This window comes from Lentzea sp. HUAS TT2, assembly GCF_051853195.1.
GTDB lineage: Bacteria > Actinomycetota > Actinomycetes > Mycobacteriales > Pseudonocardiaceae > Lentzea.
In genome coordinates, this window is record NZ_CP196667.1 from 7,748,499 (window position 1) to 7,772,029 (window position 23,531).

Consider the following 23,531-nt stretch of genomic DNA (forward strand, 5'->3'; position numbering starts at 1 on the left):
TCCGGTTCTCAGCACCGGTCGAGCAGCGGCAGGGTGAGGCGGAAGCACGCGCCTTCGCCCACGGTCGTGTCGAGCTCGAGGTCGCCGTCGTGAGCGCGAGCCAGGGCGAGGGCGATCGACAGGCCGAGTCCGGCGTTGGCACCGCCCGCCCGGTTGCGCGACGGGTCGGCGCGGTAGAAGCGCTCGAAGACGCGGGCGGCGTGATGGGCGGTCAGGCCGGGGCCCCGGTCCGCGACCTCGAGCACGGCGCGTCCGTTCGCCGTGCCCACGCCGATGCGGACCGCCGTGCCCGGCGGGGTGTAGGTGGCGGCGTTGCCGATCAGGTTGGTGACGACCTGGCGCAGCACGTCCTCGTCGGCGTGGACGGGGGCGGGGCCCGGTGGTCCGGTGCCGCCGGGGCCGGTGAGCTCGACCGGGCGGGACGGGTCCAGCGCGCGCAGGTCGTGCCGGGCGTCGTTGGCCAGGGTGCGCAGGTCCATCGGCGCGGGGTCCAGCTGGGCCCGCGGGGCCTCGTCGAGCCGGGCGAGCAGGAGCAGGTCCTCGGTGAGGCTCGTGAGGCGGGTGGCCTCGCGGTCGATGCGCAGCATCGCCTCGTCCACGTCGGCGCGGGCGGGCATCGCGCCCATCCGGTACAGCTCGGTCGAGCCCTTGATGCCGAACAACGGGGTGCGCAGTTCATGGCTCACGTCCGCGAGGAATGTCCGCATGCGCGCCTGGGACGCGGTCCGGTCGGCGAAGGCTTGTTCGAGCTGGCCGAGCATCGTGTTGAGCGAGGCCGCCAGGTGCCCGACCTCGGTGGCCGGTGCCGCGAGGGCGGGGACGCGCCGGGTGAGGTCGCCTTCGGCGATCGCGGCGGCGGTGTGCTCGATCCGGCGCAGCGGCCGCAGACCCCGGCCCAGCGCGAACCAGCCGACCGCCGTCAGGAGCAGGAGCAGCACGACGCCGCTGACCAGGCTCGTGGTGCGGAGCCGGGTCGTGGTGGCGTCGGCCTCGGCCAGCGATGCCGCGACGACGACCGCGCCGTCCCAGCCGGTGGTCGGCCGTGCGGCGGCGCGCCAGCGTCCCGAGCCGTCCGCGGCGTTCAGGTCGACGGGCCGGCCGTCGGCGGGCACGGTGCGCAGCTCGCCGGGCCCCGGCAGGGACGCACCGTCCAGTCGGCTGGTGTGCAGGCCTCCCACCACCGCGCCGTTCGCGTCCAGGTACACGAGGTAGGGCGCGCCGATCAGGCGCAGGGCGGGATCGAGGAGCTCGGGGCGGGCCGTGGCGTCGGTGGACGCGAGCGGCCCGGAGGCGGGCACGCGGGAGAGGATCTCGCCGAGCGAACGCAGCTGGCCGTCGATCCGGTCGAGCTGGTAGCGCTCCAGCTGGTCGGACACGACCGCACCGACCAGCCCCAGCCCCGCGAGCAGGAGGCTCGCTGTGAGCAGCAGCAACCTGGTCCGCAGGGAGAGCCTGCCCAGCACGCGCGTCACCGCGCGGGTTCCCGCATCACGTAGCCGACGCCGTGCACGGTGTGGATCAGCTTGGTGTCCTCGACGTCGACCTTGCGCCGCAGGTACGAGATGTAGGTGTCCACGATTCCGGCGTCGCCGCCGAAGTCGTAGCGCCACACCCGGTCGAGGATCTGCGCCTTGGACACCACGCGCCCGGCGTTCTCCATCAGGTAGTGCAGCAACCGGAACTCGGTGGGGGAGATGCGGACGGGCAGTCCGTCCCTGGTCACCTGGTGCCCCTGCGGGTCGAGCACGACCGCCCCGACGGTCAGCAGGCCTTCGCGGTGACCGGAGGTGCGGCGCAGGATCGCCCGAATCCTGGCGATCAGCTCCTCCAGGTCGAACGGCTTGGTCACGTAGTCGTCGGCACCCAGGGACAGGCCGGTGACCTTGTCCGCCTTGCGGTCCCTGGCGGTGAGGAAGAGGACGGGCACGGGCCCGCGGTGCCCCTGCGCGCGCTGCTCGCGCAACCGCCGGACCACCTCGAACCCGTCCACGTCCGGCAGCATCACGTCGAGCAGTACCAGGTCGGGCGGTTCCTCGGTGGCCGCGGCGACCGCTTCGGCACCGGTCGCCGCGGACGTCACCCGGAACCCCGCGAAACGCAGGGTCGCGGACAGCAGTTCGCGGACCGTGGGCTCGTCGTCCACCACCAGCAGAGTCGTCACCGGACTCGATCTCTCCACGCGGGCCACGGTACGGACGTCAACCTGAGAGCCCCCGCGACGAGCAGACCGCCCGAGACACCGGCCGCACCTCCCAGCAGCACCGCGCCCACCAGGCTCGCCGCCGCCCGCACTTCGAGCACCGGCACCGAGAACGCGAACGCCTCGACGCCGAGCCGTGCCGCCGGCCGCGACACCCACGCCAGGACTCCCAGCGACACACCCAGCACCGCTCCGCCGCACGCCGCGCGGACCAGCGGCCGATCGCCACGACCGATGGCCAGACCGGTGACGACACCGAGAGCGAGCAGCACGACGAGCGCCACCCCGGTCAGCCATCCGCCTGGCGCGGGCGGCGCGACCCCGTCGAGAGCGCACGTCAGCACACCGCCGGACTCGACCGTCCAGGGCACCCCCAGTCCGAGCGACACCACACCGAACACGACCGACGGCAGCAGGAGCAGCATTCCGCCCGCGACGGCCGGGGCACCCAGAACCCAGGCCAGGAGCAGGCTCGCGGCGACGAGCGCACCGACCGTCCACAGTGGAGCGCGCAGCGAGATCTCGAACCGTGCGACCAGCCGGCACACCCCGACGACCGCGAGCACCCAGCACACCGCTCCGGCCACCACTGGTCCGACGGGCACGGAGAACCCCAGACCGAGCGAGTCGACAGACCCGACCCGGCCGAGGGGACTGGCTGAAGGGAGTCCGCAGATGCCGGACAACCCGCCTGTCGCACCACGGGGTGGTGTCACCGTTCCCCGTGCTGTCAAGGCGATCGCCACCGCACCGGCCGTGAACGTCGTGGCCGCCGCCCCGCCGCGGACGAGCAATCCGTCCCGATGCCGTAGCAGCAGCCACCCCAGCACCACGGCGCCGGCCAGCGCGACCCCCGACGGCACCACCTCGACGCCACCCCGCACCGCGAACCGCGCATCACCCGGTGCGGCGCCGAACTCGGCCGAACCGCCCACGGCCATGGCCACGACCGCCGCCGTCAGCCGGCCGAATCCGCCCACCCGGCCCGCGTCGAGCAGCAGCAACCCGGCCGCGGCGACACCCGCCATCGCGGCCAGGGCCGCGACCCCCGCCGTCACGCCCCGCCCCACGTCCCGTCGCACCGCCATCACACGTCCCGGCGCTGGAAGACGACGAACGCGACGGCCACCACCGCGGCGACACCGAGGCACATCCCGCCCAGGTTCAGCCAGGGGTGCGGATGGGCGGGATCCGGCACCGTCGCGAGCACCGCGGCGCCGCCCAGCGTCGGCCAGAAGTCGAGGAGGCCCTGGAGCCACGAGGGGAACAGGCCGGCCAGGGCCGGCACCAGGAGCACCACCCCCACCAGCGTGGTGATCGCACCCGCCGTGGCACGCAGGATCGTGCCGAGGCCGATCGCGAGCACCGCGATCGCCGCGAGGTAGAGCCCGCCGCCCGTCACGGCCGAGAGCACGCCGGGGTCGTCGAGCGCCGCGCTCGGCACACCCTGAGCCGCGAAGAGCGCCTGGCCGATCAGGAAGGTGGCGAACATCAGCGACTGGCTCGCGACCACGGAGACGGCCGTCGCCACCACCACCTTGGCCGCGAGCAACCGGTGCCGCCGCGGCGTGACCGCCAGCGACGTCTGCACCAGTCCGGTGGCGTACTCGGAGGTCACGACCAGCGTCCCGAGCACCCCGATCACCAGCTGCGCCACGAGGTACGCGGTCAGGCTGCGCTCGGTCGGGTCCCACGCCAGCTGTTCGGCGGGGGGCGCGCCCCGGTACGCCTCGCCCGCCTTGCTCGCCGCCAGGACCGTGATACCGAGCTCCACGCAGATCAGGCAGGCGAGCGTGTACCAGGTGGAACGCAGGCTGCGCAGCTTCACCCACTCCGCGTGCAGCGTGTGGACGAACAACGCCCGCTGTGCCGGCCGGTTCACGCCGTCACCCCCTGGTAGTCGACGCTGTCCCGGGTCAGCTCCATGAAGGCGTCCTCCAGCGACGGCCGCTGCGGGGTGAGCTCGCTGAGCACGGTCCCGTGGTAGGCGGCGAGCTTGCCGATCTCCACACTCGCCAGGCCGGACACGACCAGCGCCGAGCCGGGTCCCTCCCGCACGGTGGCACCCGTCGCGGTCAGCTGGAGCGCGAACGCGTCCGGCTCGGCCGTGCGCACGAGGACCGTCCCCTCACCGCGGCCGCGCAGGAACTCGGCGACGCCCATGTCGGCGATGAGCCTGCCCCGGCCGATCACGACCAGGTGGTCGGCGGTCTGGGCCATCTCGCTCATGAGATGGCTGGAGACCAGCACCGCGCGCCCCTCGCGGGCCAGGGAGCGCATGAAGTCGCGGATCCAGCGAATGCCCTCGGGGTCGAGCCCGTTGACCGGCTCGTCGAAGATCAGCACCCGCGGGTCGCCGAGCAGCGCCGCCGCTATACCGAGCCGCTGCCGCATGCCGAGCGAGAACGCACCCGCACGCTTGTGCGCCACGCTCTCCAGCCCGGTCCTGGCGAGCACCTCGTCCACCCGGCGCCGAGGCAGGCCGTTGCCCACGGCGAGCGCCAGCAGGTGGTCCCGCGCCTTCCGCCCACCGTGCACGGCGCCGGCGTCGAGCAACGCTCCGACCTCGGTCAACGGCGCCGGCAGGTCGCGGTAGCGGCGCCCGCCGACCGCGACCGAACCGGCGGTGGGCGCGGCCAGGCCGAGGATCATCTTCATGGTCGTGGACTTGCCCGCGCCGTTCGGCCCGAGGAACCCCGTCACCTGACCGGCCTCCACGGTGAACGACAGGTCGTCCACCACGGTGTCGAGGCCGTACCGCTTGGTCAGCCCCCGTACGTCGATCATCGTCATGGACCCGACCCTGGCGAGCCGGTCTGACCGACCCCTGGGAGTTCCTGGGAGAACCCGGAGAATCCCGCTCCCGACCACGGCCGCGGCGGCACGTTCCCAGAGAACACCCAGATTCGGAGAGGTGTAGACGACCGGTCTAATCGTGCTACGGTGGTGCCATGCCGGTCAGTCAGGGCGACACCCGCCGCAGCATCCTCGACGCCGCTCAGCGGATCATGTCGCACAAGGGATTCGCCGCGGTGGGCATCAACGAGGTCCTGATCGAGGCCGGCGTGCCCAAGGGGTCCTTCTACCACTACTTCAACTCCAAGGACGCCTTCGGCGAGGCGATGATGCGCTCGTACTTCGTCGACTACCTGGCGGACATGGACCGCGTCCTGTCCAAGCCGGGCGCGACCTCGGCGCAGCGGCTGATGGACTACTGGCAGAGCTGGCGCGAGACGCAGAGCGTCGACGACTGCCAGGGCAAGTGCCTGGCAGTCAAGCTCGGCGCGGAGGTCGCCGACCTGTCGGAGGCGATGCGGCTCGCCCTGAAGGAGGGCACCACCGCCATCGTCGACCGCCTGGAACGGGTGATCGCCGCCGGCCTGGAGGACGGCTCGCTCGCCGTCGACGACGACGCACGCACCACCGCGCAGGCCCTGTACGACATGTGGCTCGGCGCGAGCGTCATGGCCAAGATCCACCGGGACATCGGCCCTCTGGACACGGTCACAACGGTGACTCGTCGGCTTCTGCATCTGTAGCACCACGCCCGCGCATCATGCGCGGTCTGATCACCGCCGTCTAGAGACGACCGGTCTAATAGCAATCGAAGGAGCAGCACCATGAACGTTCTTCTCGTTCTCACCTCGCACGACGAGCTCGGCGACACCGGCAGGAAGACCGGCTTCTGGCTGGAGGAGCTGGCCGCCCCCTACTACCGCTTCCGTGACGCCGGCATCGACGTCGTGCTCGCCTCGCCTCTGGGCGGTCAGCCCCCGCTGGACCCCAAGAGCAACGAGCCGGCCAGCCAGACCGACGAGACCCGCCGCTTCGAAGCGGACCCGGAGGCCATGGACGCTCTGGCCAACACCGTCCGCCTCGACTCCGTCTCCGTGGACGACTTCGACACCGTCTTCTACCCCGGCGGTCACGGCCCCTTGTGGGACCTGGCCGAGGACGCCACCTCCATCAGGCTGATCGAGACCACGCTGCGCGCAGGCAAGCCGCTCGCCCTGGTCTGCCACGCTCCCGGTGTCCTGCGGCACGCGGTGAACGAGGACGGCACGCCACTGGTGCGGGGCAAGAAGGTCACCGGGTTCACCAACAGCGAGGAGGAGGGCGTCCAGCTCACCGAGGTGGTCCCGTTCCTGGTCGAGGACGAGCTCGTGCGGCTGGGCGGCGACTACTCCAAGGGTGAGGACTGGGCGCCGTACGTCCTGACGGACGGCCTGCTGATCACGGGGCAGAACCCGGCCTCCTCCGGTCCTGCGGCCGACGCGCTCATCGAGCTCGTCACGAAGACCGCCGGGCGCGACAAGGCCGACGCGTGAGCATGTCGCGGTAACGGCTCGGCCACTCTGCTGGGGCCGGTGCGGCACGCAGGCACCGATGATCTGCTCGGCGGCGGGCTGGAGGGAGACCGCGCGAGTGCCATCGCGGTCTCCCTCGGTTGATCTCCCTGCGAGATCATTCGTCACCGTCGCGGTTCGTGTAACCGGGTGGACCCGAGCGGAGCACGGGAAATCCCGATGGCATCTCCTGTGACAGAGCCCGCCTCGATCGGAAGGTGTTCCGGCTGCCCGTCCGGAACCCCATCTGCGCCTGGTGATGCTCGTCCGCCGAGTACGGCAGCCTCTCGGCCTGCAACTCCGGCTCGAGGAACCGCCCGAAGCCCTTTCCAGTGGCCGGCAGTTCCCCGACAACGCGTCAGATCAACCGATCAGTGTTGTACGCCGGTCCGGGTGAGGTTCCACGGTCCGCGGGGGAGTTGGGTGGGCAGCGGCCGGCCGCGGTCGGTTCGCAGGATGGTGTAGAGCGAGCGGATCTCGGCCAGTCGTTGTGCCGCCGTCACTGCCGGTCCGGCCGGGGTCCAGGGGGAGCGGGCCTGGCCGAGGATGAGTTCGGCGAAGCTGTGGGCGATGCCGGCGTGTCCGTGCGTGCCGGGGTGGACGCGGTCGATGGACCACATCCTCGGCGCGTGGGTGCGTTCGTCGTGCCACAGGTCGTGCATGATCGCGTTGTGCTCCGCCGCGATCGTGCGCACGTGGTCGTTGACGAGTTGGAACCGTGAGCGTGTTGCCTGGTGCAGGCGTGCGGGTCCGGGCCAGCGGCGGGTGATGTCCGGCAGGGTCGCCATGACCACCCGTGTGCCGGTGTCGCACAGGGCCGCCACCGTCTGCCGCAGCACGCGGCCTACCGCGGCGCCGTCGAAGCCCTGGCGGTCGAACGCGTCGTTGGCGCCGACCATGACGCTCGCCAGGTCGGGCTTGAGGCGCAGTGCCTGCTCGAGCTGGTGTTGGAGGACGTGCTGTGCGTGCCATCCGCGGACGGCGAGGTTGTCGTAGCGCAGTCCGGGCCACGCGTGGTCGAGCTCGCCGGCCAGGACGTCGGCCCAGCCGCGCAGCGTGCCGTCGAGACGGGGGTCGCCGACCCCCTCGGTGAGGCTGTCGCCGAGCGCCACGAACCGCCGCACCGGCTGAGTTCTGGAAACCATACCCAGCACCGTAGTGGAACCCTCCGGCACACCGCACGACAGCTGCTCTTGCGGACGCCGCGTACCGGGTCATGTGACACAGTGCGCGCATGCAGCAGTCCCGCACGCACGAATCGGCCGAGGCCGGGGACCCGGCCTGGAACCGCGAAGCGTGGCTCCTGGAACCGGACTCCGTGCAACGAGCGCTCGACGTGCTCGTGCCGCGCAGCGCCGGGCAGATCGTGCGGGAGGCGTTCTACGGCACCCGGCGCTTCGACGACTTCCGCCGCCACACGGGCCTGACCCCGGGCGTGCTGTCCGCACGTCTGGGCGACCTGACCGACCAGGGCATCCTGACCAAGGTCGCCTACCACGACACCGGGTCACGCGGCCGCCACGAATACCGCCTCACCGACAAGGGGCGGGACCTGGCCACCGCGATCATCAGTCTGCTGAACTGGGCCGACCGCTGGCTTCCCGCTCCCGGCGGACCCACCGTCGTGCTCACCCACCACGGCTGCGGCGCGTCGATCCGAACCGAGATCCGCTGCGCGCACGACCACCCCGTGGACAGCCTCGGCGACATCCAAGCCGCCCCAGGGCCCGGCGCCAGCGCGCGGGACTGACCGGCGGGCGTTGATGTCATAGAACGACCTTCTGGTACTGCTCGCGGTCCATGTCGTACACCTCGAGCGTCACCTGCGTCGGGAGGCCCTCGACGGGCTTGAGGTGATCACGGGCGATCCCGATGCTCACCTGCCCGACCTCCTGCTTGAGCTCGACCGACCGGCCCGTCAGCAACCCCACCCTGACGTGGATCATCGCGGCGGGCGAGCCGTCGCCGATCACGGACTCCTCGATCTGCCGGAACCGCGTCTTGAACGCCGCCACCTCCGCGCTGACCAGCGGCCCCACGGTCCGGTGCAGCGCGAGGGCGAAGGCGCGGCGGTCGAACGCCTCGCTCAGTTCGGCGGAGTACTCGACGGTGATCTGTGGCATGGCTTCACGCTACCGGCGACGAGGGCCGGGTCCTGGCCGTACAACCGGGTGACCAGGACGTGGGATCAGCTCGCGCCGCAGTCGGTCACGCAGAGCGAGCTTTCAAGGCTCAGCGGGGTGTCCGTGCGGACCATCCACCACATCGAGCAGGGGTGCGTCGAGCAGCCCTGGCACGAGTCGGTGCGCCGGCTGTGCGCGGTGCTCGGGCAGCCGGCGCGCGGGCCGCTCGCCATCGACGTGCTGGGGCCGCCGGCTGTGCACCGGGGTGACGAGGCCGTGGTGATCAGGTCGCCGCAGCAACGCGGCCTCGTCGGGCTGCTCGCCTTGCACGCCAACAGCTTCGTGTCCCCAGAGTGAGATCGTCGAGGTCCTCTGGGGACACACGCCCCCGGCGACCTACCGGGAACTGCTGTCCTCGCCGAACAGCTGGGCAGGCCGGTCCGGTTCGAGCCGGTCTCCGCGGAGCAGTGGTGGCGCGAGCCAACAGAACTGTCCGAAGTGGACGACATCGTCAACCCGGACATGGCGGGCCACATCACCTCGGTGGCGGCACGGGTGGCGCAGCACGGCTCGACGATGGCGGCCGGCTCCGGCGCACTGGCGAACCTGATCGGCCGCCGGCCGACGACGTTCCGGGAGTACGCCCGGGGTCTCTGACGAGCCTGAGTCACTTCCCGTGCGGGTCGTAGGTGTTGAGCGCGGCGACGACCTGGTCGTAGTCGCCGCGCGCCTCGCCGTAGCGCAGGAACTTGACGCGCTCGACCTGGATCTCGCGGGCGTCGGGCTGGGTCTCGATGATGCTCATGACCTCGGCGACGTACTCGTCGAGCGGCATGGCGTGGTCGCTCTCGGCCTGGCCGGGCAGCAGGTCGGTCTGCACCGACGGCGGCTCCAGCTCCACGACCCTCACCGACGTGTCGGAGAGCTGGAGCCGCAGCGACTCGCTGAGCATGTGGATGGCGGCCTTGGACGCGTTGTAGCTCGGCGTGATCTTCAACGGCGCGAAGGCGAGGCCGGAGGAGACGGTCATGATCGTGGCGTCCGGCAGCGTCTGGAAGTGCTCGACGAACGCGGCGATCAGGCGGATCGGGCCGAGCACGTTGGTGGTGACGATGCCCTCGGCGGACTCCAGGAACGACTCGGGGCGGTGCCAGTCCTCGATCCGCATGACGCCCGCCATGGTGATCAGCACGTTGACCGCCGGGAAGCGGGCGATGACGTCCTTGGCCGCGGTCTGGACGCTGGCGGGGTCGGCGGTGTCGATGCGGACGGTCTCGACGCCGCGGTGCTCGGCGGCGATCCGGTCGAGCAGTTCGGTGCGCCGGCCGCCCACGATCACGGGTTGCCGCGCTCGCGCAGGGCGAGGGCGAGCGCCAGGCCGATTCCGCTGGTGGCGCCGGGGATGAAGACGGTGTTTCCGGTGATGTCCATGGCACTGAGTCTCGGCCCGGTCACTGGTACCTCACCAGAGAGCCCTTATCGGGGGATCGGCGCTCCCTGGTTCGCAGCCGCACAAGCCGGATACTCGACCACATGGATCGGGTGGAACTGGCCGGCTTCCTGCGTCGCCGCCGGGAGGAACTGAGGCCGCAGGACGTCGGCCTGCCGGTGGGTGCGCGCAGGCGGGCACCGGGGCTGCGGCGCGAGGAGGTCGCGGCGCTGGCGGCCATGTCCACGGACTACTACACGCGCCTGGAACAGCAACGCGGCCCGCAGCCGAGCGAGCAGATGCTGGCCGCGCTGGCCAGGGCCCTGCGGCTGAGCGACGACGAACGCGACTACCTGTTCCGCGTCGCCGGTCGCAACGCCCCGTCGCCCCAGGCCACCGCCACGCACGTCGCGCCCGCGTTGCAACGGGTGCTGGACCGCCTGAACGACACTCCGGCGCTGATCCTGTCGAACCTCAGCGAGGTCCTCGTGCAGAACCGGTTCGCCGAGGCGTTGTACGGCGACTCCTCGCACTTCACCGGCCACGCCCGCAGCGGGATCTACCGCTGGTTCACCGAGCCGGGCGAGCGCCTGATCTACCCCGAGCACGACCGCGACCGGCAGAGCCGCACCCAGGTGGCGAACCTGCGTGCCGCCTACGCCTCGATGGGCCCGCGTTCACGCGCCGGCGAGCTCGTCCGCGCTCTGCAGAAGGAAAGCCAGGAGTTCGCCGAGCTGTGGGAACGGCACGAGGTCTCGAAGCGGTTCGAGGACCACAAGGTGCTGATCCACCCTCAGCTCGGCGAGATCGAGGTCGACTGCCAGGCGTTGTTCACCGAGGACCAGTCGCAGGCGCTGCTGGTGCTCACCGCGCCGCCGCGCACCGAGGCGTTCGACAAGCTGCAGCTGCTCGGTGTGCTGGGCACGGAGAAGTTCGTCAGCTGAGGACGAGGATCGTCTCCTCGATCTCGGCCTTCCGCGCCGCCGCGTAGCCGGTGTCGGTGCCGACGGGCTTGAACCCTGCCCTGGTCAGCACGCGCAGCGAGGCCGTGTTGTCACTGGCGGCGCGGGCGTGCAGCGGCCGGACCGTGACGCGTTCGAGCAGCAACGCCAGCGCCCGCCCGGCGACGCCCTGACCCCACACGGAGCGGTCGACCCAGTAGGTGACCTCGGTGTCGCCCTCCATCACGAAGCTGGCGATGCTGCCGACGACCACCCCGTCACCGAGGATCACGTGGTTGAGGGTCTCGGGGTTGGAGCGGATCTTGCGCATGTGCGCGTCGAACGCCTCGCGGTCGTCCGGGTCCTCCGCCGTGAACGCCGCCATCCACGCCGCTTCGGGATCACGCATGAACTCGAACAACACGTCCAGGTCCGCGTCCTCGACGCCGCGCAGCGTCACCTCTGTGATCATCGAGCCAGCCTAGTCGCGAGCCACGCCAGCGAGAGGGGATACCGGTAGTCGATCGCGCCGTGGCCCGCGTCGAAGAGCTCGAAGTGCACGCGTTCGTCCGGGATCCCGGCCAGCGCGATCTCCTTGCGGAACGCCTCGGCGCCGAGGTCGAGGAAGTACTCGTCCCGCGTGCCCGCGTCGATCCACACAGCGCGCAGCGACCGGATCGCGTCGGCGTGCCCGGCCACCATCCGCACCGGGTCCCAGTCGAGCCAGCGCTGCCACACCTCCGGCTTCGGCACACCGGTGACGGCGTCGAACGGGAGCTCCGGCGTGCCGTCCTCGGTGGCCGAGAAGCACGCCGCCACACCAAGAATCCCGAGCAGGTCCATGTCCTCGGGCTTGGTGAACGCCGTGCGGCTGCGGAAGTCGGTCCACCACTTCTGCACGTCGTGGTCGTAGCCGCGCAACGCCCGCACGGCCTTGCCGAAGTCCGCCTGGTAGCAGAGCTCGTAGAGCGCGTCACCCGCGTGCGTGGCCAGCGCGCCGAACAGGTCCGGCCGCAGCATCGGTGTGATCATCGCGCCGAACCCGCCGGAGGACTTACCGGCGATCGCCCGCGACTCGCGGTCCGGGATCGTGCGGTAGTGCGCGTCCACCCACGGCACGATCTCGTCGCACAGGTACGAGTGGTAGCGGCCGGTGCCGGGGGAGTCGACGAACTGCGAGCCGCCGTAGCTCGTCCACGCGTCGGCGTAGACGACGATGCACCCAGGCGCTCCCTGCGCGAACACCGCGTCGGCCGTCTCGATGAACGGCTGGCGGAACGGCGTGCGGTTCGCCCACATCGCCACGTGCCCGGTGTAGCCCTGGATCATGTAGATCGTCGGGTAGCGCTCGGTCCCGGAGTCGTAGCCCGGCGGCACGTACACCCACAGCGGGCGCTCGTGCGGATCACCGAGCGGGTTGTCGCGCAGCAGCGCGGACTCGACGGTGTGCTGGTCCAGCCGACCGGCGAGCGGTCCCTCCCAAGGCAGCATGCCCCCAGTCAACCACAGTGGACTCACTGGTCCAGAAAATGTAGCGTGGGGGCATGAAGCTCACGGCGAAGGGGCAGGCTACGCGGCAGCGCATCATCGAGGGCGCGGCGGCACACCTGCGCAGCGACGACGCGGCCGGCGTGACGCTGGACGACATCCGGGCCATCACCGGCACCAGCAAGGGGCAGATCTTCCACTACTTCCCGGACGGCAAGGAGGAGCTCTTCCTCGCCGTGGCGCGGTTCGAGGCCGATCGTGTGCTCTCCGACCAGCAGCCGCACCTCGGCGCCCTGACGTCGTGGACCGCCTGGGAACGCTGGCGCGACTCGGTCGTCGCCCGCTACCGGGCGCAGGGCCGGTCCTGCCCCCTGGGTGTGCTGATGGGCCAGCTCGACAGCACGCCGGGCGCGCACGAGGTCATCGGCACCCTGATCGAGCAGTGGCAGTACCAGCTGCGGCAGGGCGTCCTGGACATGCAGCAGGCCGGCCTGGTGCGTCCCACCGTGGACGCCGACCGCATGTCCGCCGCGTTGATCGCGGGCATCCAGGGTGGCGTGCAGGTGCTCAGGTCGACGGGCAGCATCACCTACCTGGAGGCCGTGCTCGACACGCTGATCGACCACCTCCGCGGCTGATTTCCTGGACTTGCGGGTCCAAAATTCCGCTCCTAACTTCGAGGACATGACACAGCGACTGCAGGGCAGGACGGCCCTCATCACCGGTTCCACCAGCAACATCGGCCGCTCGATCGCGGTCGCCTTCGCCCGCGAGGGAGCGCACGTCGTCGTCTCCGGGCGTGACGAGACCAGGGGAGCGGAGGTCGTCGACCAGATCCGCGCCGACGGGGGCAAGGCCGACTTCGCCCGCGCCGACCTCGACGGCTCCTCCGCCGCGAGTCACGCACTGGCCGCCGAGGCCTCGGCCCTGCTGGGCGGACGCGTCGACGTCCTCGTCAACAACGCGGGGATCTACCCGCCCTCGACCACCCCGGACACCGACGAGGCGCTCTTCGACCGCGTCTTCGGCGTCAACGTGAAGGCGCCGTTCTTCCTGACCCAGGCGCTCGTTCCCGCGATGATCGCCGCCGGTGGCGGTGTCGTCGTCAACCTCGGTTCGTGGATCACCCGGCTCGGCGTCCCGAGCGGGTCGATCTACAGCACCACCAAGGGCGCGATGGAGACGCTGACCCGCGCGTGGGCGTCGGAGTTCGGGTCGCAGGGCATCCGGGTCAACGCGATCTCGCCCGGCGTCATCGCCTCCGACGGCTGGGACGACGCCACCCGCCAGATGGCCGACGTGATGATGCACGGCACCCCGGCCGGTCGGTCGGGACATCCCGACGCGATCGCCGGGGCGGCCGTCTACCTGGCCTCGGACGACGCCGAGTTCGTGCACGGCATCGTGCTGGACGTCGACGGCGGCCGGACGGGAGTGGCGGTCGTCGCCGTGTGACCTGGGTCACCTATCCGCCCGGTTTCTGTGACCTGAGGTGAGACTCGCCGGTCTCCCATGGCGTACGGAAAGTTGTCGGGCGAAGGGTGCGGAAGTGACGGGTCGGGAGTGGCTGGGGCAGGTGGACGCCGAGCAGGTGGAGTCCGCGCGGGCCGGTGATCGGGCGGCGCTCGACGCCGTCGTCACGGGCTGCCTGCCGCTGGTCTACAACGTCGCCGGTCGGGCGCTGCACGCCGACGCCGACGTCGACGACGTGGTCCAGGAGACGATGGTCCGCGTGATCCGCGGCATCGACGCGCTGCGGGAGCCCGACCGGTTCCGGTCGTGGCTCGTCGCCGTCACGATCAACCAGGTCCGCGAGCACTACCGGCGCCGCGACCTGGCCCCCGCCCCGCTGGAGGAGTACGACAGGGCCGATCCGGGCGCCGAGTTCGTCGAGGTCGCGTTGTCCCGGCTGCACTTCGCCCAGCAGCGCCGCGAGGTCGACGAGGCCGCCCGCTGGCTCGACCCGGCCGACCGGGAGCTGCTGGCGCTGTGGACGCTCGAACGCGTCGGGCAGCTGACCAGGGCCGAGGTCACCGACGCGCTCGACCTCGGCGCGCACGCGGTCACGGTGCGTGTCAGCAGGCTCAAGGGCAGGCTGGAGACGATCCGGCACCTCGTGCGCGCGTTGTCGATGGAGCCGCGGTGCGCCGGGCTCGACCGGGCGGCGCAGGGCTGGAACGGCGAGCCGAACCCGTTGTGGCGCAAGCGGCTCCTGCGGCACGTCGACGAGTGCGGGCGCTGCCGGCGCGGTGTGGACGACGCGATGCCGGTCGAACGCATCCTGACCGGCGCCGCGCTGCTCGTCGTCCCGGCGGCCTACCTGCCGCAGCTGCTCGAGAACCTCGGTGACGTGACGCCGGACCTCGCGGCCCACGCGACCGAGCTCGTTCCCTCGCACCTCGCCGAACCGGCGGGCGTGTTCGCGAAGCTCGCCGCCAAGCCGGTTCTCGCGGTGGCGGGCGCGGTCGGGGTGTGCGCGATCATCGGGGTGGTCGGCGCCATGGTGCTGATGCCGTCCGACCCTCCGGCCGCCGTGGCGGGCCCGGCCACCACCCAGGCGCTGCTGCAACCCACGTCCTCGTCGCCGGAGACCACGTCCTCGTCGCCGGAGACCACGTCCGCGACGTCGAGCGCGCCGTCGTCCACAACCACCACCACGACCACAACGACGACGACCACCACGACAGCGCCGCCCGAACCCGTTCGCGTCGCCACCCCGGAGGAACGCGTTCTCGCGCTGATCAACGAGACCAGGGCGAAGGACGGCCTCGCGCCGCTCACGGTCGACCCGGCCCTGGTCACCGCCGCCGACCGGCACACCAGGGCGATGATGGCCAACGGCTGCGGCCTGTCGCACCAGTGCCCCGGCGAGAGCGGCCTGGGCGAGCGCAGCACCGCGGCGGGCGTGAAGTGGAGCTCGGTCGCGGAGAACGTCGGCATGGGCGGCCCGGTCAAGGACAACGTCGAGGCGATCTCCAAGATGGCGCTCGGCCTCACCCAGGGCATGATCGACGAGAAGCCCCCGAACGACGGCCACCGCAAGAACATCCTGAGCAAGTCGTCCACCCGCATCGGCATCGTGGTGATCCGCGACGCCAAGGGCACCGTGTGGATGACGCACGACTTCGCCGGAAGTTGATTCGAGACGCCGGTTTAAAAAAGATCATCCTGAAGTCGTACGTGGGAACGCGACCACGGTCGGACGCGTGACGATCCGTCCGGACACCACTGTCTCTCCCGTGCAGACCGTCACCTACCGCTGGCCGACCGCGGTCACGACCGACACCCCGGAACTGTTGCGCTGGACCGGTTTCGGCGGCGCGCTCCTGCTCACCGCCGGTGCCTGGGCGGTGAGCGCCAGAGCGGGGGGACTGGCGCTGGGTGTCGCGATCGCGGGTGCGGGCCTGGTCGTGCTGACGTGGGCGCTGCTCGGCCGCACCAGGCCGGACCCCGGCTGGCTGCGCCGGACGCTGGCGTGGTGGTGCGGGCCGCTGCTGGTGGCCCCGCCGCTGTTCAGCGGGGACGTCTTCAGCTACCTGGCCCAGGGCGAGGTCGCGGCACGGGGCCTGGATCCCAACGTGGTGAGCCCTGCGGTCGGCGCGAGTGCGGAGGCGGTGGCCCGCGTCGGCGTCTACTGGCGCGAGACGCCGTCGCCGTACGGGCCGCTGTTCACAACGGTCGAGCGGTCGATCACCCAGGTCACCGGCGGCGATCCGGTCGCGGGCATCGTGCTGTACCGGCTGGTCGCCGTGCTGGGCCTGCTGCTCGTCGTGTGGGCGGTGCCCCGGCTCGCGGCCATGACGGGCGTGCAGGAACGCGCGGCGTTGTGGCTGGGCGTGATGAACCCGTTGGTGCTGTGGCATCTCATCGGCGGTGTCCACAATGACGCGTTGATGCTCGGCCTCATGCTGTCGGGCACTGTCGTCGCGCTGCACGCGCTGCCGGAGCTGAAGTGGTGGCAGTACACGGCCGGTGTCGTCCTCATCGGACTGGGCGCTCAGGTGAAGCTGCCCGCACTGGTGGCGCTCGCGGTGGTCGGTACCGCGCTGGCGCGCCGGCTCGGCGGTGGCTGGGCCCGGTTCGTCGCCGCGGGGTTCGGCATGGTCGTGGCCGCGTGCGTCGTGTCGGTCGTGACCTCGTTGGCGGGCATGGCCGGTTTCGGCTGGGTGCAGGCGCTCGGGACTCCGTCGAAGGTGAACAGCTGGATGGCGCCGACCAACTGGCCCGGCTATCTGTCGGGTGCGGTGTTCGGTCCGGAAAGCGGTCAGGCGATGATTTCCTCGGCACGGATCGCGGGGCTCGTGCTGATCCTGTGCGGGGTGGCGGTGGTGGTGCACCGGCAGCTGCGCGGCGGGATCTCCGAGGTGATGTCGCTGGGGTTGATGATGAGCCTGATCGTGGTGCTGGGGCCGGTGATCCAGCCGTGGTACCTGCTGTGGGCCGTGCTGCCGCTGGCCGCGTGCCTGCCGGTGGGGACGTGGCGGACCAGGGTCGCCGTGCTCGCCGGGGCGTTCGCGCTGCTCGTGCCGCCGCTCGCCGGCAACTTCGCGGGCCGCGTGCCCGAGCTGGTCGGCGCCTACGTCCTCGGGATCGCCCTGGTCGGGGGCGCGTACCTCGGCCTGCGCCGCGCGAGGGTGTCCGTTGCGCAAGCCTGACCTCGCTCGGTACGGGGCTGCCGCGCTGGCCGGCGGCGCGCTGGCCCTGAGTTTCCCGCCCCGCACGCTCTGGTGGCTCGCCGTGCCCGCGTTCGTGGTGCTGTGGCTCGCCCTGAAGGGCGCGGGCGCCCGTCGCAGCGCCGGCCTCGGGTTCACGTTCGGCCTGACGTTCTTCCTGCCGCACCTGTGGTGGATCCAGCACTTCCTCGGCAACGACTTCGGCCCGTGGCCGTGGCTGGTGCTCAGCGCGTTGATGGCGTTGTTCATCTGCGCCGTCTGCGCACTGTTCCCGCTGGTCTCCCGGCTGCCCGCCGCCCCTGTGTGGGCGGCGCTGCTGTTCGTGCTGCAGGAGACCCTGCGCGGGCTGATCCCGTTCAACGGCTTCCCGTGGGGCCGCGTCGCGTTCGGCCAGGTCGACGGCCCGTTCGCGCGGCTCGCCGTGCTCGGTGGCGCGCCGCTGGTGACGTTCGCCGTGGTCTTCACCGGCTTCGGCCTGGCCGCCTGGTTCCCCAGATGGACCCGTGCCTGGGCACTGGTGCCGATCGTCGCCGCGCTCGCGGTGAGCCCCCTGATCTCGATCGAGGCGCAGACCGGCCAGCGCACCGTCGGCGTCGTGCAGGGCAACGCCCCCGACCTCGGCCTCGGTCTGCTCTCCGAGGGCGCCACCCTGCGCGCCAACCACCTGCGCAAGACCGCGGAGCTGGCTGCGCTGGTCCGCGGCGGCGCGCTGCCGAGGCCGGACCTCGTGGTGTGGCCGGAGAGCGCGACCAGGACCGGTGACCGCGACCCCGTGCTCGACAACGCCATTGCCGACCTCGGCGTGCCGACCCTGGTCAGCGCGTTGCGCGACGGGCAGAACTCGGTCATCGCCTGGGATCCCGTCAAGGGCGCGGGGGAGTCGTACGCGAAGCAGGAGCTCGTCCCGTTCGCCGAGCACATCCCGTTGCGCCCGCTGGCCCGGATCTTCACGCCGTTCGCCGACCAGCCGGACCTCGACGCGGGCACCGAACCCGGCGTGCTCGACATCGCGGGCACGCGCGTGGGCGTCGGCATCTGCTACGAGGTCGCCTACGACTACGTCCTGCGCGAGAGCGCGGCTGAAGGCGCGCAGCTGCTGGTGGTGCCGACGAACAACGCCTGGTACGGCCGCGGCGAGATGACCTACCAGCAGCTCGGGATGGCCCGCCTGCGCGCCATCGAACACGGCCGCGCCGTCGTCGTCGCGGCGATCAGCGGCGTCAGCGCGGTGGTGCGGCCGGACGGCAGCGTCGTGCAGTCGACCGGGATGTTCACCGACGACCTGATGGTGGACACCGTGCCGTTGCGCACGGACCTGACGTTCGCGACGAGGTTCGGCGGCGCGGTCCACGTCCTGCTCACGGGTGCGGCGCTGGCCGCGTGCGTGGTGGGACTGTGGAGGCGCCGCCGCGCCTCAGTTCTTGCCGAGCAGGGCTGACCCCAGCAGCGTTCGCTGGTGCAGCACGGACAACCCCTGCCTCTCCGTCGTCAGCAGCCCGGCCTCCCGCAGCACGGTCGTGTGCCTGCTGACCGACGACGGTGACGCGCCCAGGCGTTCCGCCAGCTCGGTCGTCGTGGCCCCGGCGCCGACCGCCGCCAGCACCGCAGACCGGGTGTTGCCGAGCAACGCCGCGAGCGCGCCCTGCTCACGCCGTCCACTCGCGAGCTGCCGCTGCCACGTCCAGTCGTGGTGCAACGGGTACACCACCGTCGGCGGCAGCTCCGGATCAGCGAACGCGACGGGTGTGCGGCGGCAGAAGTACGAGGGCACCAGCTGCAGTCCACGCCCGTCGAGGTACAGGTCGCGGTCGTACGCGTACTGGACCTCCAGCACCGGCGGCCGCCAGTTCATCAACGGCCACATGCCCCGCAGCAGTCCCTCGATGGACCCCGCGACGCCGTTGCGGTGCACACGATCGGTCTCGACGGCCTCCTCGATCAGATCGGTGTACGGCGCGATCACCGCGCAGTGGTAGCGGGCGAACGCCTCGGTGAGCTCCAGCAGGGACTCACCGTCACCCGCCGCCAGCGGACGCGTCCACTCAGGTGTGGGACGCACGTCCTCCAGCCGCCCGAACTCCTCCCGCAACCGGTGCCGCGGCGTGGACCGGATCGCGGCCAGCGCGCTCCCCAGTCCCTGCGCGCCCTCCGGCGGTGTGAGGAAATCCGGGAAGTACGGCCCCAGCGGGGCGAGCACGGACAGCATGCGGACGCCGGACGTGATCACCTGCCGGTCGCCGTTGCGGCGGATGTGCCGAAGCCACGGCTGCAGCAACAACCCGCTGTCCAGTTCGGTCAGCCGAAGCCAGCTGAACACCATTTCCCAGAGCGGATCCACCCTTTCTGCTACCTGCGTACGCTCCAGATCGCCAGGCGAAAAATGGATGCGCAACACAGCAACCTCCCCAGGCCAGGTCACCGCGCATAACGTTACCGGGCGTGTCACTCCGCCGAATCACGCAACGAAAACCGGTCTCGGGACCAATGCCCCGAGACCGGTTACGCGCCATCTGGCGGGATCAGCCGCAGCTGGTGCTGACCCACTGGTGCGAACGGACCTGGTAGGTCCCGGCGAGGTCACCCTTCTGACCCTGCCTCGTGCAGCCGATCGAGTTGTTGTACCCGGTGTTGCGGTAGAACCGGACGCCCGTGGCGGACGACGTCCCCCGGTTGTAGACGGACTTGACCTCCTTGGTCGTGGCCCAGGAACACTTGTAGGTCCCCGCGGTCCAGTCCGAGTCCGCCACGTCCCACATGCACCGGCCACCGGTTCCGCCGAACCCGTTCCAGAAGCAGATGTTGCCGGTGTTGCAGTCCCAGGCGGCGAGCGCCTGGCCGGTCTCGGAGTCGAACGCCGCGCCCACAGCGGCGGCCTGGGCGACCGGGGCCTCCGCCTGAGCGCTCGGCGCCGCGAGAGCGACACTGAACAGCATGGCGAGCGGCATCAACGCCAGCACAATACGCCGAACGAACCTCAAAGGATTCCTCCCTAAACCCGAAATGAATTCGGCCGAGGTCACCTTAAACAGAGAGAGGATCGGGAAGAAAGCTATTGCTCCGTGGCGCAAAAGCACATTTCACGGCCGTCGGGTGTACCTGTGTTTCACGCCTGCCGGGAAGTACTCCGGATCTCCCGCGGGGCGCAGCACGACCTCGGGCAGCTGCCGTTCGGCGGGGACGTAGTGCGCGAACTCGCTGTTGAGCCGCAGCAGCTGGGCCCGCACCGCCTCCGCGATCACCGCGGCGTCCGCCGTCGCGCCCTGCGCGGTCTCGACGGTGATCCGCAACAGCCGGTCGCGATCTTCGTTCTCGACCGACTCGATCACGAACTTTCCCGTCACCGTCTCGCTGATGCCGGGTTGTTCCAATCCGACCGTCACGTTCTCCGGATAGACGTTCGCGCCGAAGAACGACACCGTGAACAACGACCGCCCGAACAGGAACACGAACGGCAGCTCCGGGCCCGGCGGGGGAGTGAAGCCGTTGCGGGCGCAGTAGGCCAGCAGGTCGGCGTGCCGCAGGACCCCGCCCTCGTCGGCGATCCGGTAGCGGATCAGCGGGATCCCGCCGTCCGCGGTGAACACCAGCGTGCCGTCGTGCACCTCGAAGAACCGGCTCGCCGGGTCGTACTGCACGAGCGTGGGCAACCGCGAATCGCCGAAGACCTCCCGTGCCCTGTCCGGGTGGCCGGCGAAGAACCGGCGGATGCTCGCCGACAGCGCGGTCTCGTTGCCCAGCACGCCGGAATCCGCTGTGCCGTAGAGGGAAGCGACGTCCGTGACGGGGTCGGCGATGCCGGCCCGCCCGGACACCAGGGAACGCCACTGCTCGCTGAACACCTCGCCCGCCAGCACGAGCTTGATCCGGTACGCGGGCCAGTCGACGCCCTGCGCGAGCCCGGTGTCGACGACGTCCTTCACGAACGGCGGGTAGCCCAGCAGCACGACCTGCTCGAAGTGCGGTGCCAGCTCCGGCAGCACCCGCAGGATCTCGGCCTTGTTGTTGCCCGGCGCCACGACCGTGATCGGGCAGCCCTTGGCCGCGAGGTGCCGCACGCAGGCCTGGGTGAACAGCCCGCCGACCCACGTGCCGAGCGGGAAGCACACCACGGCCAGCGTTCTGCGCTCGTCCGCGTGGAATCCGTCCACCAGCACCTGCTCGAACCGCCGCGCGACGTGCAGCTCGTCCTCGAGGCTCCTGGGCCAGATCGTCGGCCTGCCGCTGGATCCCGACGACACGGCGATCATGTCGCAGCTCTCCAGCCGGCCGTCGCGGCACAGCTCCGGCAGCGGGTACCGCTCGTGGTAGTTCGCCTTGTCCAGCAACGGAAGCCGCTGGAAGTCCTCGAACGTGGTGACGGTGGCGGGCTCGATCCCGTTCTCCCGCAGCAGCTTCCGGTACGCGGGCACGGTCGCGGCCGTGTGCTGGAACAGGTCGAGCACCCAGCTCCCGGACTTCGGCTCGGCGGGGGCGAAGAAGTCGTCGAACGCCTGGCGCACGCGGTCCTGCCGGCTGCTGTCCATCACCCGAGCGTATCGATCTGATCCACATTCCACCCGAACCAGACGAAGGACGGTTCACGGGGAGTGCTCGCCGCTTCTACCGTCTGTGTCTGACCGGGAACCCCCTGCCTCCCGGTCGTGAGGAGCACAACTTCATGAAATCCCTGCGCACGGGGGCGCTGGCCGTCTTGACGGCTTCAGTGGTCGCCCTCTCGATGACGGGCGCCTCCGCCCACGACCCCAACACCGCCGAGGGACAGGCCGCGGCCAGGACGTTCCTCGCCGACCACCTCCCCGCCGACCGCCACGCCGTGACCGGGCAGGCTGCCGGCGTGCCGTGCGTCGACGGCAAGGCCGACATCTACCCCTGCAAGAACGTCGACCTGCTCAGCGTGCTGCCGCTGTCCTCGATGGGCGGTGGCAACGGCAACGACGTCTGGGGCTGGACCGATCCGGCCTCCGGCAAGGAGTACGCGATCGTCGGCCGCACCAACGGCACGGCGTTCGTCGACGTCAGCACGCCCACCGCGCCGAGGTTCCTGGGCAACCTGCCGTCCAACGGCGGCAGCAGCTCCTGGCGTGACATGAAGGTCTACAGGGACCACGCGTTCATCGTCGCCGACTTCATCACCGGCCACGGGATGCAGGTGTTCGACCTGACCCGCCTGCGGACGATCACGACGCCGCAGACGTTCACGGCCGACACCCTGTACAAGGACTTCGGCCCGGCGCACAACATCGCCATCAACGAGGAGACCGGGTACGCGTACGCGATCGGCTCCAACACGTGCAGCGGCGGCCCGCACATGGTCGACATCCGCACGCCGAAGTCGCCGAAGAACGCAGGCTGCGTCGCGCAGGACGGCTACACGCACGACAACCAGTGCGTGGTCTACCGAGGCCCGGACGCCACCTACCGCGGCCGGGAGATCTGCTTCAACTCCAACGAGGACACGCTGACGATCGTCGACGTGACCGACAAGGCCAACCCGGTCCAGATCGTGCGCAAGGCCTACTCCGGCGCGCAGTACTCGCACCAGGGCTGGCTGACCGAGGACCAGCGCTACTTCCTGCTCGACGACGAGCTGGACGAGTCGCGCGGCACCGACAAGCGCACCAAGACCTACATCTGGGACCTCGCGTCGCTGGCGAACCCCGTGCACACCGGCGTCTACAACTCGCCGGCCACGGCCATCGACCACAACCAGTACATCAAGGGCAAGTACTCCTACCAGGCCAACTACCAGGCGGGGCTGCGCATCCTCGACGTCAGCGGCATCGCCTCGGCGCAGCTGACGGAGGCCGGGTTCTTCGACATCTACCCGGCGGCGAACGAGGCGAAGTTCAACGGGGCGTGGAGCAACTACCCGTACTTCGCCAGCGGCATCGTCCTGGTCAACGGCATCGAGCAGGGCCTGGTCGTGGTCAAGCCCAACCTCGGCGCCGTCGAGCCGCCGCCCACCGGCGGCAGGTTCGAGAACACCGCGGACGTGCAGATCCCGGACGCGGGCGCCGCGGTGACGTCGTCCGTCTCGGTCTCGGGTGTGCCCGGCAAGGCGCCGGCGGAGTTGAAGGTGAACGTCGCCATCTTGCACCCGTACCGCGGGGACCTGGTGATCGACCTCGTCGCGCCCGACGGGACCTCGTTCCGGCTCAAGGGTTCCGGCAACGACTCCGGTGACAACGTGCTGACCACCTACGAGGTCAACGCCGCCGCCGAGGACGCCGCGGGGACGTGGCAGCTCAAGGTGCAGGACGTCGCCCGCTCCGACGTCGGCTACGTCGACGCGTGGAGCCTGCAGTTCTGACCTGACGCGGGTGGGCGGCAG

General features: G+C 70.9%; 24 protein-coding genes and 1 pseudogene. 12 read left to right on the top strand and 13 right to left on the bottom strand.

The features are described 5' to 3' along the window. Positions 1–8: 8 nt before the first annotated feature. From ACSHWB_RS36875 to ACSHWB_RS36895, 5 genes are read right to left on the bottom strand one after another with little or no spacing between them, the layout of a single operon-like run. A complete protein-coding gene (locus ACSHWB_RS36875) occupies positions 9–1,472 on the bottom strand; it encodes a sensor histidine kinase (RefSeq protein ID WP_439657935.1) in 1,464 nt (487 codons plus the stop codon). Next, entirely contained in the window at positions 1,469–2,179 is a 711-nt protein-coding gene (locus tag ACSHWB_RS36880) for a response regulator transcription factor (protein WP_439657936.1), read from the bottom strand. Before ACSHWB_RS36880 ends, ACSHWB_RS36875 begins: the two co-directional genes overlap by 4 nt. Beyond that, the gene (locus ACSHWB_RS36885; RefSeq protein WP_439657937.1) at positions 2,158–3,288 is read right to left on the bottom strand and encodes a streptophobe family protein; all 1,131 of its coding nucleotides are present in this window, start codon (positions 3,286–3,288) and stop codon (positions 2,158–2,160) included. Before ACSHWB_RS36885 ends, ACSHWB_RS36880 begins: the two co-directional genes overlap by 22 nt. Next, positions 3,288–4,082: an ABC transporter permease gene (locus ACSHWB_RS36890; protein WP_439657938.1), complete on the bottom strand. Its 795-nt coding sequence runs from the start codon at positions 4,080–4,082 to the stop codon at positions 3,288–3,290. Before ACSHWB_RS36890 ends, ACSHWB_RS36885 begins: the two co-directional genes overlap by 1 nt. Continuing rightward, positions 4,079–4,987 (bottom strand): ABC transporter ATP-binding protein, encoded by a 909-nt coding sequence (locus ACSHWB_RS36895; protein WP_439664736.1) that lies wholly within the window; start codon positions 4,985–4,987, stop codon positions 4,079–4,081. Before ACSHWB_RS36895 ends, ACSHWB_RS36890 begins: the two co-directional genes overlap by 4 nt. A gap of 164 nt (positions 4,988–5,151) precedes the next feature. Here ACSHWB_RS36895 and ACSHWB_RS36900 point away from each other — a divergent pair, with 164 nt between their 5' ends. Together ACSHWB_RS36900 and ACSHWB_RS36905 are read left to right on the top strand one after the other, a co-directional pair. Further along, the gene (locus ACSHWB_RS36900; RefSeq protein ID WP_439657939.1) at positions 5,152–5,739 is read left to right on the top strand and encodes a TetR/AcrR family transcriptional regulator; all 588 of its coding nucleotides are present in this window, start codon (positions 5,152–5,154) and stop codon (positions 5,737–5,739) included. 81 nt (positions 5,740–5,820) lie between these two features. Then, a complete protein-coding gene (locus tag ACSHWB_RS36905; protein ID WP_439657940.1) occupies positions 5,821–6,528 on the top strand; it encodes a type 1 glutamine amidotransferase domain-containing protein in 708 nt (235 codons plus the stop codon). Positions 6,529–6,917: 389 nt separating this feature from the next. On the opposite strand, the gene ACSHWB_RS36910 is transcribed toward ACSHWB_RS36905, so the two are convergent. Next, positions 6,918–7,691, bottom strand: coding sequence for an SGNH/GDSL hydrolase family protein (locus ACSHWB_RS36910; protein ID WP_439657941.1), 774 nt, complete (start codon positions 7,689–7,691; stop codon positions 6,918–6,920). Between the two features lie 89 nt (positions 7,692–7,780). Here ACSHWB_RS36910 and ACSHWB_RS36915 point away from each other — a divergent pair, with 89 nt between their 5' ends. Then, complete coding sequence (locus tag ACSHWB_RS36915) at positions 7,781–8,296, top strand: winged helix-turn-helix transcriptional regulator (protein ID WP_439657942.1); 516 nt, start codon at positions 7,781–7,783, stop codon at positions 8,294–8,296. Between the two features lie 16 nt (positions 8,297–8,312). Here the strand turns inward: ACSHWB_RS36915 and ACSHWB_RS36920 are convergent, their stop codons facing one another. After that, positions 8,313–8,669, bottom strand: a complete 357-nt coding sequence (locus ACSHWB_RS36920; protein WP_439657943.1) for a 5-carboxymethyl-2-hydroxymuconate Delta-isomerase — start codon at positions 8,667–8,669, stop codon at positions 8,313–8,315. Between the two features lie 48 nt (positions 8,670–8,717). On the opposite strand from ACSHWB_RS36920, the gene ACSHWB_RS36925 reads away from it, so the two are divergent. Together ACSHWB_RS36925 and ACSHWB_RS36930 are read left to right on the top strand one after the other, a co-directional pair. Beyond that, positions 8,718–9,026 (top strand): hypothetical protein, encoded by a 309-nt coding sequence (locus tag ACSHWB_RS36925; protein ID WP_439657944.1) that lies wholly within the window; start codon positions 8,718–8,720, stop codon positions 9,024–9,026. Positions 9,027–9,167: 141 nt separating this feature from the next. After that, the gene (locus tag ACSHWB_RS36930; RefSeq protein ID WP_439657945.1) at positions 9,168–9,326 is read left to right on the top strand and encodes a hypothetical protein; all 159 of its coding nucleotides are present in this window, start codon (positions 9,168–9,170) and stop codon (positions 9,324–9,326) included. 10 nt (positions 9,327–9,336) lie between these two features. Here ACSHWB_RS36930 and ACSHWB_RS36935 read toward each other — a convergent pair. Further along, positions 9,337–10,100 (bottom strand): annotated as a pseudogene (locus ACSHWB_RS36935) (SDR family oxidoreductase). A 102-nt stretch (positions 10,101–10,202) separates the two neighbouring features. On the opposite strand from ACSHWB_RS36935, the gene ACSHWB_RS36940 reads away from it, so the two are divergent. Next, positions 10,203–11,042 (top strand): helix-turn-helix transcriptional regulator, encoded by an 840-nt coding sequence (locus ACSHWB_RS36940; RefSeq protein ID WP_439657946.1) that lies wholly within the window; start codon positions 10,203–10,205, stop codon positions 11,040–11,042. Here the strand turns inward: ACSHWB_RS36940 and ACSHWB_RS36945 are convergent. Both ACSHWB_RS36945 and ACSHWB_RS36950 read right to left on the bottom strand, forming a co-directional pair. Continuing rightward, entirely contained in the window at positions 11,035–11,511 is a 477-nt protein-coding gene (locus ACSHWB_RS36945) for a GNAT family N-acetyltransferase (protein WP_439657947.1), read from the bottom strand. The genes ACSHWB_RS36940 and ACSHWB_RS36945 overlap by 8 nt on opposite strands. Next, a complete protein-coding gene (locus ACSHWB_RS36950; protein ID WP_439657948.1) occupies positions 11,508–12,530 on the bottom strand; it encodes an alpha/beta hydrolase in 1,023 nt (340 codons plus the stop codon). Before ACSHWB_RS36950 ends, ACSHWB_RS36945 begins: the two co-directional genes overlap by 4 nt. 53 nt (positions 12,531–12,583) lie before the next feature. On the opposite strand from ACSHWB_RS36950, the gene ACSHWB_RS36955 reads away from it, so the two are divergent. The 5 genes from ACSHWB_RS36955 to lnt all read left to right on the top strand — a co-directional run bounded on the left by ACSHWB_RS36955 (position 12,584) and on the right by lnt (position 18,638). Continuing rightward, positions 12,584–13,165, top strand: a complete 582-nt coding sequence (locus ACSHWB_RS36955) for a TetR/AcrR family transcriptional regulator (RefSeq protein ID WP_439657949.1) — start codon at positions 12,584–12,586, stop codon at positions 13,163–13,165. Positions 13,166–13,211: 46 nt separating this feature from the next. Next, positions 13,212–13,982, top strand: coding sequence for an SDR family NAD(P)-dependent oxidoreductase (locus ACSHWB_RS36960; protein ID WP_439657950.1), 771 nt, complete (start codon positions 13,212–13,214; stop codon positions 13,980–13,982). Positions 13,983–14,076: 94 nt separating this feature from the next. After that, positions 14,077–15,666 (top strand): sigma-70 family RNA polymerase sigma factor, encoded by a 1,590-nt coding sequence (locus ACSHWB_RS36965; RefSeq protein WP_439657951.1) that lies wholly within the window; start codon positions 14,077–14,079, stop codon positions 15,664–15,666. A 67-nt stretch (positions 15,667–15,733) separates the two neighbouring features. Next, positions 15,734–17,182, top strand: coding sequence for a polyprenol phosphomannose-dependent alpha 1,6 mannosyltransferase MptB (gene mptB / locus ACSHWB_RS36970; protein WP_439657952.1), 1,449 nt, complete (start codon positions 15,734–15,736; stop codon positions 17,180–17,182). Further along, a complete protein-coding gene (gene lnt / locus ACSHWB_RS36975; protein ID WP_439657953.1) occupies positions 17,169–18,638 on the top strand; it encodes an apolipoprotein N-acyltransferase in 1,470 nt (489 codons plus the stop codon). Before mptB ends, lnt begins: the two co-directional genes overlap by 14 nt. On the opposite strand, the gene ACSHWB_RS36980 is transcribed toward lnt, so the two are convergent. From ACSHWB_RS36980 to ACSHWB_RS36990, 3 genes are all read right to left on the bottom strand, one after another. Continuing rightward, entirely contained in the window at positions 18,615–19,538 is a 924-nt protein-coding gene (locus ACSHWB_RS36980; protein ID WP_439657954.1) for an ArsR/SmtB family transcription factor, read from the bottom strand. The two genes, lnt and ACSHWB_RS36980, sit on opposite strands and share 24 nt — an antisense overlap. Before the next feature lie 181 nt (positions 19,539–19,719). Beyond that, on the bottom strand, positions 19,720–20,178 hold the full coding sequence (locus ACSHWB_RS36985) for a peptidase inhibitor family I36 protein (protein ID WP_439657955.1): 459 nt from the start codon (positions 20,176–20,178) through the stop codon (positions 19,720–19,722). 99 nt (positions 20,179–20,277) lie between these two features. Further along, positions 20,278–21,723 (bottom strand): phenylacetate--CoA ligase family protein, encoded by a 1,446-nt coding sequence (locus ACSHWB_RS36990; RefSeq protein ID WP_439657956.1) that lies wholly within the window; start codon positions 21,721–21,723, stop codon positions 20,278–20,280. A 134-nt stretch (positions 21,724–21,857) separates the two neighbouring features. Here ACSHWB_RS36990 and ACSHWB_RS36995 point away from each other — a divergent pair, with 134 nt between their 5' ends. Beyond that, positions 21,858–23,510 carry a choice-of-anchor B family protein gene (locus ACSHWB_RS36995; protein WP_439657957.1) on the top strand — a complete coding sequence of 551 codons (1,653 nt, stop codon included), beginning with the start codon at positions 21,858–21,860 and terminating at the stop codon, positions 23,508–23,510. The last annotated feature ends 21 nt before the right edge of the window (positions 23,511–23,531 follow it).

Excerpts from the sequence above, each read along its gene's own strand:
- ACSHWB_RS36960 (WP_439657950.1), top strand. The coding sequence starts at position 13,212 with ATGACACAGCGACTGCAGGGCAGGACGGCCCTCATCACCGGTTCCACC.
- ACSHWB_RS36920 (WP_439657943.1), bottom strand. The coding sequence starts at position 8,669 with ATGCCACAGATCACCGTCGAGTACTCCGCCGAACTGAGCGAGGCGTTC.
- ACSHWB_RS36910 (WP_439657941.1), bottom strand. The coding sequence starts at position 7,691 with ATGGTTTCCAGAACTCAGCCGGTGCGGCGGTTCGTGGCGCTCGGCGAC.
- ACSHWB_RS36995 (WP_439657957.1), top strand. The coding sequence starts at position 21,858 with ATGAAATCCCTGCGCACGGGGGCGCTGGCCGTCTTGACGGCTTCAGTG.
- ACSHWB_RS36940 (WP_439657946.1), top strand. The coding sequence starts at position 10,203 with ATGGATCGGGTGGAACTGGCCGGCTTCCTGCGTCGCCGCCGGGAGGAA.
- ACSHWB_RS36905 (WP_439657940.1), top strand. The coding sequence starts at position 5,821 with ATGAACGTTCTTCTCGTTCTCACCTCGCACGACGAGCTCGGCGACACC.
- ACSHWB_RS36900 (WP_439657939.1), top strand. The coding sequence starts at position 5,152 with ATGCCGGTCAGTCAGGGCGACACCCGCCGCAGCATCCTCGACGCCGCT.
- ACSHWB_RS36955 (WP_439657949.1), top strand. The coding sequence starts at position 12,584 with ATGAAGCTCACGGCGAAGGGGCAGGCTACGCGGCAGCGCATCATCGAG.
- ACSHWB_RS36945 (WP_439657947.1), bottom strand. The coding sequence starts at position 11,511 with ATGATCACAGAGGTGACGCTGCGCGGCGTCGAGGACGCGGACCTGGAC.
- ACSHWB_RS36950 (WP_439657948.1), bottom strand. The coding sequence starts at position 12,530 with ATGCTGCCTTGGGAGGGACCGCTCGCCGGTCGGCTGGACCAGCACACC.
- ACSHWB_RS36885 (WP_439657937.1), bottom strand. The coding sequence starts at position 3,288 with ATGGCGGTGCGACGGGACGTGGGGCGGGGCGTGACGGCGGGGGTCGCG.
- ACSHWB_RS36895 (WP_439664736.1), bottom strand. The coding sequence starts at position 4,987 with ATGATCGACGTACGGGGGCTGACCAAGCGGTACGGCCTCGACACCGTG.
- ACSHWB_RS36990 (WP_439657956.1), bottom strand. The coding sequence starts at position 21,723 with ATGGACAGCAGCCGGCAGGACCGCGTGCGCCAGGCGTTCGACGACTTC.
- ACSHWB_RS36915 (WP_439657942.1), top strand. The coding sequence starts at position 7,781 with ATGCAGCAGTCCCGCACGCACGAATCGGCCGAGGCCGGGGACCCGGCC.